Source organism: Microtetraspora sp. AC03309 (assembly GCF_020826795.1).
Lineage (GTDB): Bacteria > Actinomycetota > Actinomycetes > Streptosporangiales > Streptosporangiaceae > Microtetraspora > Microtetraspora glauca.
The window spans coordinates 186,890-198,515 of record NZ_JADDIL010000001.1 but is presented as its reverse complement, the minus strand read 5'-3'; the positions used below and the strand labels follow the sequence as shown (position 1 = coordinate 198,515).

Annotated in this window: 11 protein-coding genes; 8 read left to right on the top strand and 3 right to left on the bottom strand. The window is 69.1% G+C overall.

Annotation, left to right across the window (positions count from 1 at the left end):
- Nucleotides 1–12: 12 nt before the first annotated feature.
- Nucleotides 13–3,192, bottom strand: a complete 3,180-nt coding sequence (locus IMZ11_RS00870; RefSeq protein ID WP_228636788.1) for a S41 family peptidase — start codon at nucleotides 3,190–3,192, stop codon at nucleotides 13–15.
- A gap of 152 nt (nucleotides 3,193–3,344) precedes the next feature.
- Nucleotides 3,345–3,677, bottom strand: a complete 333-nt coding sequence (locus IMZ11_RS00865; protein WP_228636787.1) for a hypothetical protein — start codon at nucleotides 3,675–3,677, stop codon at nucleotides 3,345–3,347.
- 18 nt (nucleotides 3,678–3,695) lie between these two features.
- Between IMZ11_RS00865 and IMZ11_RS00860 the strand changes: the two genes are divergently transcribed.
- The 3 genes from IMZ11_RS00860 to IMZ11_RS00850 are packed head-to-tail and all read left to right on the top strand — an operon-like array spanning nucleotide 3,696 to nucleotide 4,427.
- Nucleotides 3,696–3,872 (top strand): hypothetical protein, encoded by a 177-nt coding sequence (locus tag IMZ11_RS00860; RefSeq protein WP_228636786.1) that lies wholly within the window; start codon nucleotides 3,696–3,698, stop codon nucleotides 3,870–3,872.
- Nucleotides 3,873–3,882: 10 nt separating this feature from the next.
- Nucleotides 3,883–4,113 carry a DUF6158 family protein gene (locus IMZ11_RS00855; RefSeq protein WP_061254960.1) on the top strand — a complete coding sequence of 77 codons (231 nt, stop codon included), beginning with the start codon at nucleotides 3,883–3,885 and terminating at the stop codon, nucleotides 4,111–4,113.
- Between the two features lie 5 nt (nucleotides 4,114–4,118).
- On the top strand, nucleotides 4,119–4,427 hold the full coding sequence (locus tag IMZ11_RS00850) for a hypothetical protein (protein ID WP_228636785.1): 309 nt from the start codon (nucleotides 4,119–4,121) through the stop codon (nucleotides 4,425–4,427).
- 276 nt (nucleotides 4,428–4,703) lie between these two features.
- Here IMZ11_RS00850 and IMZ11_RS00845 read toward each other — a convergent pair whose 3' ends face one another.
- Complete coding sequence (locus tag IMZ11_RS00845) at nucleotides 4,704–5,078, bottom strand: hypothetical protein (RefSeq protein ID WP_228636784.1); 375 nt, start codon at nucleotides 5,076–5,078, stop codon at nucleotides 4,704–4,706.
- 127 nt (nucleotides 5,079–5,205) lie between these two features.
- On the opposite strand from IMZ11_RS00845, the gene IMZ11_RS00840 reads away from it, so the two are divergent.
- From IMZ11_RS00840 to IMZ11_RS00820, 5 genes are all read left to right on the top strand, one after another.
- Entirely contained in the window at nucleotides 5,206–6,186 is a 981-nt protein-coding gene (locus tag IMZ11_RS00840) for a LacI family DNA-binding transcriptional regulator (RefSeq protein WP_061254957.1), read from the top strand.
- Between the two features lie 408 nt (nucleotides 6,187–6,594).
- Nucleotides 6,595–7,620, top strand: a complete 1,026-nt coding sequence (locus tag IMZ11_RS00835; RefSeq protein ID WP_228636783.1) for a LacI family DNA-binding transcriptional regulator — start codon at nucleotides 6,595–6,597, stop codon at nucleotides 7,618–7,620.
- 499 nt (nucleotides 7,621–8,119) lie between these two features.
- Nucleotides 8,120–9,499, top strand: coding sequence for an ABC transporter substrate-binding protein (locus tag IMZ11_RS00830; RefSeq protein WP_228636782.1), 1,380 nt, complete (start codon nucleotides 8,120–8,122; stop codon nucleotides 9,497–9,499).
- 186 nt (nucleotides 9,500–9,685) lie between these two features.
- Nucleotides 9,686–10,603 (top strand): carbohydrate ABC transporter permease, encoded by a 918-nt coding sequence (locus tag IMZ11_RS00825; protein WP_228636781.1) that lies wholly within the window; start codon nucleotides 9,686–9,688, stop codon nucleotides 10,601–10,603.
- 15 nt (nucleotides 10,604–10,618) lie between these two features.
- Nucleotides 10,619–11,626: a carbohydrate ABC transporter permease gene (locus IMZ11_RS00820; protein ID WP_082776766.1), complete on the top strand. Its 1,008-nt coding sequence runs from the start codon at nucleotides 10,619–10,621 to the stop codon at nucleotides 11,624–11,626.

Genomic DNA, 11,626 nt, shown 5'->3' with positions numbered 1-11,626 from the left:
ATAGGACAAATGTCATGCGCGAGGCGGCAACGTCGGCGTCACCGGCCGGGGACGGTCGGCCGGATTCGCGGTGTGCGGCGGCGACATGGCGAGGCGTTCGAGCGCGACGTCGACGGCCACCTCCAGCTGGCTGTCCACGCCCAGCGCGTACTCCTGGGGCGTGATGTCCACCTCGATGTCCGGGTCCGTGCCGTAGTTCTCGATCCGCCAGCCGACGTCGTCGAACGCGAAGGAGAACTCCGGCTGCGTGGTCACCGTGCCGTCCGCCAGGTGGTGCCGCGGCCAGATGCCGACGACCCCGCCCCAGGTCCGCTTGCCCACCAGCGTCCCGAGCTTGAGCAGCTTGAACGTGTGGCAGAAGATGTCGCCGTCCGATCCCGCCCACTCGTTCGTCACCGCGACCAGCGGCCCGCGCGGCGACTCCGGCGGGTACGGCTCGGGCACGCCCCAGCGCGGGAAGTCGTAGCCGAGCCGCCTGCGGGAGAGCTTCTCCAGCAGCAGCGCGGAGACGTTGCCGCCGCCGTTGAAACGGACATCGATGATCAGGCCCTCGCGGTCGTACTCGGCCAGGAATCCCCGGTGGAACTCGGCGAAGCCGTGCGGGCCCATGTCCGGGATGTGGATGTAGCCGATCCTGCCCCGGGTCCGTTCGTGCACGAGGAGCCGGTTGGCGGCGACCCAGTCGCGATACCGGCCGGGCGTCTCGTCCGCGAGGGCCCGCACGATCACGGTGCGGGTCTCGCCGTCCCGCTCGACGGTCAGCTCCACCTCCTCGTCGGCGAGGTTGACCAGGAGCTGGTTCGGTGTGGTCTGCACGCCGAGCGGCTGCCCGTTGATCGCGATGACCGCGTCACCCGGCCGTGCGTCGACGCCGGGACGGTTGAGCGACGAGGTCGTGTCGGGATCCCAGTGGTCGCCGCACACGATCCGCGCGATGACGTATCGGCCGTCGCGGTAGGCCCAGTCGACCCCGAGCTTCCCCTGCCAGTAGTGCGGCCGCTCGCGGTACTCGCCGCCGGTCTCGTACGCGTGCGAGGTGCCGAGCTCGCCGAGCAGCTCCCACAGCAGGTCGGAGAACTCGCCACGGGTGGTCACCCGGTCCACGAGGGGGAGATAGCGGTCATAGACCGCCTCCCAGTCGATCCCGGCCATGTCCTCGTCCCAGAAGTGCTCCCGCTGCAACCGCCACGCCTCGCGGAACATCTGCCGCCACTCCGCGTCCGGGGCCACCGACACCTTGACCCGGTTCAGGTCGATCCACCCGCTCGTACGGCTCGGCGTGTCGTCGTCCGGCGGCTCCTCGCCCGCCTTGACGACCCGCAGCCGGTCGCCCGCCCGGTAGAGCAGCGTGGTCCGGTCACGGCCGAGCCGGAAGTCGGTCAGCCCGGTGACGAGCACCTCCGCCTTCTGCTTGGCGAAGTCGTAGCAGCGCAGGACGGCCGGGCCACCGAGCATCGGGGACGTCGTGTAGATCACCTTGCCGTGGAGTCCCGCGATCCGGTTGTAACGGCCCTCGGGGACAGGGAAGGAGATGATCCGGTCGGTCAGGCCCGAGGTCTCGATGACCAGCGGCTCGGAGCCCTCCCTGGTCTCGCCGCCCGTCTCCGCCGGGGTCTCGCCGAGCGGCCGGGGCTCGGGCACGAAGGGCGAGCGCACGTCGGGCCGCAGCGTGATCGCGTACGGGCGGGTGCCGAGCGGGAAGCCGAGATCGAACTGGAGCTCGTCGTAGACGGGGCTGAACGCCCGCTGCCCGATGAAGTAGAGGTAGCGCCCGCCGGGGTCGAACGAGGGCCGGTGGTCGACGAGCAGGGGGATCGTCGCCGGGAACGTCTCGCCGGTCTCGACGTGGAACAGCTTGATCGCGGTCGCCTGGGGGGAGATCGGGCAGGCGTAGGCCAGCCATGATCCGTCCGGCGACCACTCGGGATCCTCGATCGCCCCGAACAGGCTCGCCTCCACCTCGGTCACGCGTACGCCGGGCTCGTCGTCGAGATCGACGACGAGCAGCTCGTTGCGGTGGTTGGTGACCGCCACCCGGTCGCCGGTGGGGCAGACCACGAGACCGCTCACCCGTCCGGTGTCGGCGGAGTCGAGCCGGACCGGCTCCGTCTCCCCGTCCGCCGTGAGGATGACCAGGACCTCGCGGTCGCCGTCGTCGCTCGCCGCCGCGATCAGCCGCCGCCTGTCGTTCAGCCAGGTCAGGAAGCGGTACCGGACGCCGTCCTGCTCGCCGTGCCGGCGGACCGGGCCCTCCCAGTTCGCGAAGGAGAACGCCTTGCCCCGGGCGGTGACGGCCAGCCCGCTGCCGTCGGGGCTGAGCGTCGCGGTGTCCAGGTACTCGGCGGCCGGGACGAACCTGCGGTTGCGCTGGGTGCGCGAGCTGCCGAGCTGCACCTCGACCTGCCGGGACTCGCCGGTGGCGGGATCGAGCAGGTAGACGGCGGCATGGGCGTGGTAGACCAGCCGACGCCCGTCGGAGGACAGGTTGCGCGCGTAGTAGTCGTCATGATCGGTGTGCCGCCGCAGGTCCTCGCCCTCGGGTGTGCAGGAGTAGACGTTGCCGATCCCCTCGTGATCGGAGAGGAAGTAGATCCGGTCGCCGACCCAGCATGGTGACGCGAGGTTCCCGGGGAGCCGGATGAGCCGCTGGAAGGCGCCCCTCCCGGACAGGTCCACCCACAGGTCGCCGACCGTCCCGCCCCGGTAGCGCTTCCAGCGCGCGGGATCGGCCGTGTTGCGGCCCAGCACCATGCCGTACCGCGCCTGCCCCGGCAGCGGCATCCCGTACGAGATCGTGCCGGCCGGGCCGTACGGCAGGCGCTCGGGGACGTGGCCGGGATGGACGCGGTGCAGCCAGCGGTATCCGTCGAACGGCTGGCACTCGTCGCTCGCGTACACGATCGCGTCGGCGGGGTCCCAGCCGGTCACGACAGACGTGGCGCCGTGGAAGGTGACCCGTCGCGTCGCCCCTCCGTCCGACGGCATGACGTAGACCTCCTCCGGTCCCTCCTCCCGGCCGACGAAGGCGATCCGGGTGCCGTCGGGGGAGAACCGGGGATACGCAGCCTCCGCCACCCCCGCCGTGAGGCGGAAGGCCCGGCCACCGTCCGCGTGCACCATCCACAGATCGTCTTCGCACGCGAAGACGATCACGTCGCGGAAGATCGTAGGAAAGCGGAAATATCCAGACATGACGCCTCGCCCGGTGTCCGGGATGGTCACGCTGGGACGTCGGCGGCGGCGTCGCCGGGCGGCCGGGGGTTCGCGCCGGAGTCGCGCCGGGACGCCCACGGCGTGGCGCGTCCGGGGCCGGGCCCGGATGAGGTGCCCGGCCCTTCGGTGAGCTATTCGTTCTCGGTCGTCGGCCGCTGTTCCATGGAGCTTGTCGAACCCGTCGACTTCTTGGACTGCTTGGCCGAGCGTGCCTGCTTGATAGCCGACTTCTTGGCCTTGCCCGTCGACTTCGCGGCCTTCTTCTTGGGTGTTTCAGCCATAATTCCCCCGTTTGAGCGATGATGCGAGCCCATGTACGCATCAAGCGGTTGATACCCAATCCGGTTATTTGTCACCAGGTGGCCGGGTTTTGCTGAGAAGGCTCGTTCAGCGATCGGGAGAGCGCGGGCGGCGGCGGTGCGCGCGAGGACGCGGATCCGCGCCGTACGCATGGGTGCCGCCATGCCGGGCAGGGGGGCGGCATGAGACGCGAAAACGACCGTGAGCAGCACATCGTGAACGGGTTCTGGCGGGACACCGAGATCGACTACGAGCCGGATTTCGCCGAGGAGCACACACCGTCGGAAACCGATCCGGCGAACGCCCGCGCCTCCGACGGCATGCCGGATGAGCGCTGGGACAAGCCGACCGAGGTCTGAGGGAGATGTGATGACGACCGGAATGATGGGTGTGGACCCCCGGGATCTCGACGACGAGGATCTCTTCCGCGAGATGCGGCATCTCCACGAGACCCGGACCGACGCCCTGTTGCACGGATCAGACGACGCGCTGGAACGCCACACGTCCCGTACGCGGGAACTGGAGGGGGAGTACCTCAAGCGTTATCCCGAACGGGACGTGGATCCTGGGCGCCTGCGCAGTGGAGCCCGCGAGAGGTGACCACCATGGGGAAGATCGCCACGAGAAGGACGCCGCGTGAGCTGGCCGGTGACGTCTCCGGCCAGGACGCCGGCGCCGTCCGCCCGCTCGCCGACGTCCAGAGCGTGTCCGACGCCGACATGCGCGTGTACGAGACGGTGGCCGCGCTGAACGTCGACCGGCGCGCGGCCACCGTGGCCGAGATCGCACGGCTGGCCGATCTCCCCGAGGAGTTCGTACGGCACAGCCTGGACGTCCTGGTCGCCGACGGGTGGCTGCTGCGGCGACGGGACGCCTACCTGGTGGGGCCGCACGACTGGGGTCTGGAGTACTGACCCGCACTCCACGGCTCCCGGCGCCGGTGGTCCCGGTGTCGCGTGGGCCGGGCGCGTGGGGCTCTGGCGGCGGAGCGCGGGGCTCTGGCGGCGTAGTGCGGGGCTCTGGCGGCGTAGTGCGGGGCTCTGGCGGCGGAGCGCGGGGCCCGGCATGGCGAAGCCGCCGCACCACGGGGGCGCGGCGGCTTCTCGGGGTGTCCAAACCGGAGTGTCCGGCCCGGCGTCGAACCCGCAGTCGAACCCGAAGCGTCCGACCCGGTGTCTGGGCCCGGAACGTCAGGCGCAGGCGGCCGCGAACGACTGGGCGCCCTCGGACGCCTTCTTGGCGAACTCGGTCACCTTGGTCGCCGCGGCGGGGTCCGACGGGTCGATCTTGAGCTCGGCGAAGGAGTCGCCGACCTTCTGCAGGGCGCTCTGCAGGTCGCCGTCGGCCTTGCCCGCGAGTTCCTTGAGCTTGGCGGAGAAGTCCGCGGTCGCCTTGTTGAGATTGTCGAAGTTGGCGCCGGCCGCGGCCGCGGCGGTCTGGTAGTCGGTCATCGCCTTGGTCGCCTCCGTGCAGGTGGCCACCTTGTCGGCGCCGCCGCAGGCCGAGGTCAGGGCGAGAAGGGTAGACGCCGCGACGACGGCGAGGGAGTTCCTGACGATGCTCATTACGTGCCTTCCTAGTGATCTTTGACGAGGAGCGACATTAGGAACGCCCCCTTGCGGATCCCTTACAACGCGCTTACAAACGCGAAGATCGTAAAGTACTGGCTTTGCCCGTCCTATGCTTGCGCCCATGACGCGACGACTTGCCGAAGTTGCCAAAAAAGTGGGGGTGAGCGAGGCGACGGTGAGTCGTGTCCTCAATGGCAAGGCAGGAGTCTCCGACGCCACGCGGGAGGCGGTCCTGACCGCGCTCGACGTGCTCGGATACGAGCGGCCCACCCAGTTGCGCGGCGAGCGCGCCCGCCTGGTCGGCCTCGTGCTCCCGGAGCTGCAGAACCCCATCTTCCCTGCGTTCGCCGAGGTCGTCGGCGGATCGCTCGCCCAACAGGGGTTCACGCCCGTCCTGTGCACCCGTACGGTCGGAGGGATCTCCGAAGCGGACTACGTGGATCTCCTGCTGCAGCAGCAGGTGTCCGGCGTGGTGTTCGCGGGTGGCCTGTACACGCAGGCGGGGATGGTGCATGAGCACTACCTCAGGCTGATCGACCGCCGCCTGCCCACGGTCCTGGTGAACGCGGCGGCCGACCACTGGGAGTTCCCCCGCGTCTCCTGTGACGACACGATCGCCGTGGAGCAGTCGGTCGGCCACCTGAGGGCCCTCGGACACGAGCGCATCGGCCTGGTCGTCGGTCCGCCGGACCACATGCCGTCCGTACGCAAGCTGGAGGCGTTCCGGGCGTCCGGCGGCGAGTTGGTCGAGCACACGATGCACTCGCTGGAGGGCGGCCACGCCGCCGCGCTCAAGCTGCTCGGCCGCGAGGTCACCGGCATCGTCTGCGGCAGCGACCCGCTGGCCCTCGGCGTGGTCCGCGCGGCGCGGCGGCGCGGCCTGCGGGTGCCGGACGACCTGTCCGTCATCGGGTACGACGACTCGGCGCTGATGAACTGTGTGGACCCGCCGCTCACGACCATCCGGCAGCCGATCGAGGCGATGGGCCGGGCCGTGGTCGAGCTGCTGGTCAGCCAGATCGACGGGACCGCCGTCGCCGCCGGCGAGCTGCTCTTCGAGCCCGAGCTCGTGGTCCGCTCGTCGACGGCCCGCCCCCGCTGACCTGGTCGCTCCTTGGACCCGCCATTCCTTTGGACCAAAGCCCTTTCTGCTCGGAGATCCGGGAGAGGCGCCGTGGACGCTGGAACCGGCGCGCCTCCAAGGTCACCCACACCATAAGGTCGTCTACAGTACTGCGCAATATTTCGACGCAAACTAGCAATATCCTGCGCGCGCGACAGGCCGCGACGCTCGTGGCGCTCGTCATGCCGGGAACGCTCCCGGTTCGCGCCCGGTTCGCTCCCGGTTCCTGTGCTCCCTCTCGTGCGTGTCCGCCGTGACCGCGTGCCCGGCTGTCCGGGCGCGGAGGGGACCGCCGCAGGCCCCCTCCCGGCCATGCCGTACGAGCTGAGTGGCCGGGCAGCGCAAGTTGTTGCAAGTATTTACGCGATTTGTCGTATGCTTGCGCCCATGACACGACGGCTTGCGGAAGTGGCCAAGAAGGTCGGCGTCAGCGAGGCGACGGTGAGCCGTGTCCTCAACGGCAAGCCGGGCGTCTCCGACGCCACGCGGGAGGCGGTCCTGACCGCGCTCGACGTGCTCGGGTACGAGCGGCCGACGCAACTGCGCGGCGACCGCGGCCGCCTCGTCGGCCTGGTCCTCCCGGAGCTGCAGAATCCGATCTTCCCGGCGTTCGCCGAGGTGGTCGGGGGTGCGCTGGCGCAGCAGGGGTTCACCTCGGTCCTGTGCACCCGCACCGTCGGCGGCGTGTCCGAGGCCGACTACGTCGATCTGCTCTTCCAGCAGCACGTCTCCGGCATCGTCTTCGCCGGCGGGCAGTACGCCCAGGGCAACGCATCGCACGAGCACTACGCGCGGGTGCTGGAGCGCCGGCTCCCGATCGTGCTGGTCAACGCCGCGGTCGACCACCTGCGCTTCCCCCAGGTCTCGTGCGACGACGTGGCGGCGGCCGAGATGGCGCTCGGCCACCTGCTGGCCCTGGGGCACCGCCGCATCGGCATGCTGCTCGGTTCGCCTGATCACGTCCCCTCGCGGCGCAAGCTGGCCGCGTTCCGTGCCTTCGCCGCCGCGAACGGCCTGGACGTGGTCCCCGAGGACATCGAGCACGCCATGTTCTCCATCGAGGGAGGTCACGCGTCGGCGGCCCGTCTGGTACGCCGTGGGATCACGGGCATCATCTGCGCCAGCGACGTGCTCGCCCTCGGGGCGGTCCGCGCCGCCCGGCGGGCCGGGCTGTCGGTCCCCGAGGACGTCTCCGTCGTGGGATATGACGACTCGGCCCTGATGAACTGCACGGATCCGCCGCTCACGACCGTGCGGCAGCCGATCGACGCGATGGGCCGCGCCGCCGTCGACCTGCTCGTGGCGCAGATAGACGCCGTCGCCGTCCCGGCGGACGAGCTGCTCTTCGAGCCCGAGCTCGTGGTGCGTTCCTCCAGCGCGCCCGCGCCCCGCGAGGCCGCCCTCCCGGGTTAGCCTCCCGGGCCGCCCTCCAGGGGTTGGCCTCTCGGGCCGCCCTCCCTGATCAGCCTCTCGCGCCGCCCTCCAGGGGTTGGCCTCCCGGGCCGGACCCCTCTGGTTCCAGGTCACCGGGCCCAGGCCGTTCTCGCGCCGCGCCCCGTGCCGGACCTGGCGCCCCGTAGCAGAGCTGTCGCACTGGGCCCGGGCCCGGGGCCGGGGCCGGGGCCGCCCCGCGTCCCCCCGCGTCCGCTCGTGTCGGCTGGACGGTTTGCACGGGTCGACGCCGGTCCGCGTCCGTCTTCCCGCCGCCGCGCCGTGTCCGCGTTGCCGAGCTTCGGCCTCGTCCCAAGCGCGCCGTATGCCCTGGACGGATGTTTCCCGACGATGGCGTGAGGTGCACTGTCACTTTTTTGCATCATGAACGCATGAGTCTTGCTGGGTTCTGTATGCCTCTGTATGTTTCTCGCAACTGTCCGGCTCGGGTCGTGGCGCGCCGTTCCAGGAAGGAACATTCATGAAAACCCGCAACCTCTCGATACTGCTGGCCGCAGGCATCACCCTCAGCGTCGCCGCATGCGGAAGCGACGCCGGCGACACCCCGAAGGCCGCGTCGTCGCAGGGCTCCGCGGCTCCCGCCGCCGACGCCCCCGTGACGATCACGGTCGGCTGTCAGCCGCCGAAGAGCAACCCGAAGGAGCGCAGCCAGTGGGACGCCGACGTCGCGGCGTTCCAGAAGCTGCACCCGAACATCACGATCGAAAGCAAGGACGCCTTCCCCTGCATCGTCCCCGAGACGTTCCAGGCCAAGCTGGCCGGCGGGGAGATGGAGGACCTCTTCTACGTCTATTACACCGACGTCCAGAAGATCATCGCCAACGGTCAGGCGGCCGACATCTCGCCGTACGTCGACACCGTCACCACACTGAAGGACATGCGTCCCGACGTCCTCGGCGTCTTCAAGAGCGGCGAGAAGATCTACGGCATCCCGAGGACCAACTACTCGACGGGGCTTGTCTACAACCGCAAGCTCTTCACCCAGGCGGGTCTAAACCCTGACAACCCGCCCAAGACCTGGGCCGAGGTGCAGGAGGCGGCCAAGAAGATCGCCGCGCTGGGCACCGGCTACGTCGGGTACGGCGAGTACAGCGCCGGCAACACCGGAGGCTGGCACTTCACCTCCTCCCTCTACGGCCGCGGCGGCGAGGTGGTTACCGCCGACGGCAAGCAGGCGGCCTTCAACAGCCCCGAGGGCAAGGCCGTCCTCGAGAACCTGAAGCAGATGCGCTGGACCGACAACAGCATGGGCACCAAGCAGCTGCTCCGCTGGGAAGACCTCATGCGGATGATGGGCAGCGGCAAGCTCGGCATGATGATCGGCGCCCCCGACGTCGTGAAGGCCGTCAACAACGACTTCAAGGGCAAGTTCGACGACTACGGCGTGACCTCGCTGCCGGAGGCGACGTCGTCGCTCAGCGGTGGCGACGGCTACATGTTCAATCCGAAGGCCACGCCCGAGCAGATCAAGGCCGGCCTGCAGTGGCTGGAGTACAGGTTCCTGACGCCCGGCCAGGGCCAGTTCAACTATGAGCGGGCCAAGGCCGACGGTCTGCCGGTGGGCCTTCCTGAGACGGACCTGTACGGCTCGGCCGCGCCCGGAACGAAGATCAACGAGCAGCGCAGGCAGTTCGCGACGGTTCCGGTGGATCACTTCCAGCCCTACGTCGACGGCGCCGCGAACGTCCAGTTCAAGCTGGAGCCGCCCAAGGCCCAGGAGATCTACGCGGTGCTGGACACGGCGATGTCCGCGGTGCTGACCAGGCAGGACGCCAACATCGACCAGCTGCTCTCCGACGCGGAGAAGAAGGTCAACAACATCCTGGCGAAGTCCAGCTGAGATCAGGTCGTGTCCCGTGGGCCTTCCCGGCCTAACGCGGTCGCCCAGATGCAACCTCGCGGCGGCGTCGGGTCCCTCTGACCGCTCCTCGCCACGGCGAAGATCCACAGGACACTTCCTGGCTCCGGGGTGCCGGTCCCCACAGCCGGCACCCCACCGGTCACGTCGAGATCAGGAGTTCAACCCATGACCACAATGACCGTGAGGGGATCACGGCGCCGCACGCCGGGGGCGGTGCGGCGTGGCGTGCGCCGCAACCTGACGGCGTACGGGTTCCTCAGCGGGGCGCTGATCTGCTTCGCGTTCTTCTCCTGGTACCCGATGGTCCGGGAGTTCCTGCTCAGCTTCCAGAAGACGAACTTCGTCTCCTCGCCGGAATGGGTCGGGCTCGACAACTTCCGCACCGTGATGGAGGACTCGGCGTTCGGTCCGGCCTGGATCAACACCGCCATGTTCACCCTGCTGGCGCTGATCGTCGGGTATGCCGTTCCGTTCGTGATCGCCCTGGTGCTCAACGAGCTGCGGCACGCCAAGGCGTACCTCAGGTTCGTCGTCTACCTGCCGGTGATGTTGCCTCCGGCCGTCGCGGTCCTGCTGTTCAAGTGGTTCTACGACCCGGGCCCCGGGCTGTTCAACCAGATCCTGGACCTGGTGCACCTGCCCGGCCTGAGCTGGCTGGACTCCACGGACACCGCGCTGATCTCCCTGGTCATCGTCTCCACCTGGATGAACCTCGGCACCGGCACGCTGATCTATCTCGCGGCGCTGCAGAGCATCCCCAGCGACCTGTACGAGGCGGCGGAGCTGGACGGCGCCGGACTGTTCCGGCGGGTATGGCACGTCACGATCCCGCAGACCAAGCTCATTTTGCTGGTGATGCTGCTGCTCCAGGTCGTCGCGACCATGCAGGTGTTCATCGAGCCGTACCTGCTCACCGGAGGCGGGCCGGAGAACGCGACGGTCACCGTCGCCTACCTCATGTACCAGTACGCCTTCAGCTTCGGGAACTTCGGCGGCGGCGGCGCGCTGGGGTTCATGCTCATGATCGTGTTGATGGTGTTCTCGGCCGTCTACCTGCGCGTCTCGCGGGACAACCAGAACTAGGAGGGAGTGGCACCGATGTCGAACAGCACAGCTCAGTCGTCAGGCACTGGTGTCCGGTCGGGCCGACCGGCTCGGCTCGTCCCGCCGCCGGCCTCCGGCCAGAGGAAGGCGGCACGCCGATCCCGCCGGTCGGGCAGGAAGCCGGAACGCGAATTCCGCGGCCTGATCTCGCCGCACACGCTGAACACCACGCGCGGGCGGGTGATCTACTGGATCGTCCTCGTCACCGTCGTGGTGAGCTTCACCGTGATCTTCCTGTTCCCGTTGTACTGGATGGTCACCGGGGCGTTGAAGTCACCGGAGGATCTGGCCCAGATCCCGCCGTCGCTCTTCCCCGAGTCGATCAACTTCGACGTGTACAAGGAGGCGTGGGACCAGCTCGACCTGGGGCTGTTCCTTCGCAACACGGTCGTCTACGCGGCCGGCGCCTGGCTGTTCACGCTGGCCGTCGACGTGTCGGCGGCCTACGCCCTGTCGAAGCTGCGGCCGGTGCTCGGCAAGGCGGTCCTCGGCCTCATGCTGACCACGCTGATGATCCCGCCGATGGTGATCCTGCTGCCCGCGTATCTGACGGTCAAGGATCTGCCGATCCTGGGCTGGAACCTGCTGAACACGCCCTGGGCGATCTGGCTGCCCGCCGCCGCCAACGGGTTCTTCATTTTCCTGCTCAAGCGGTTCTTCGACTCGATCCCCCGGGAGCTGCTGGAGGCCGCCGAGATGGACGGCGCCACTCCCGCGCGGATCCTGTGGTCGATCGTGCTGCCGGTGTCCCGGCCGATCATCGGCGTGGTGTCCATCCTGTCGGTGATGAACGTCTGGAAGGACTTCGTCTGGCCGCTGCTCGTGCAGCCGGACTCCGACAAGATGCCGATCAGCGTCGGCATCGCCTCCCTATCGGCGCAGATGCCGCAGAACGTGCTCATGGCCGCGCTCGTCATCGCGAGCATCCCGGCCATCGTGGTCTTCCTCTTCTTCCAGCGCAGCATCATGGCCGGTCTCACCGCCGGAAGCCTCAAGGGCTGA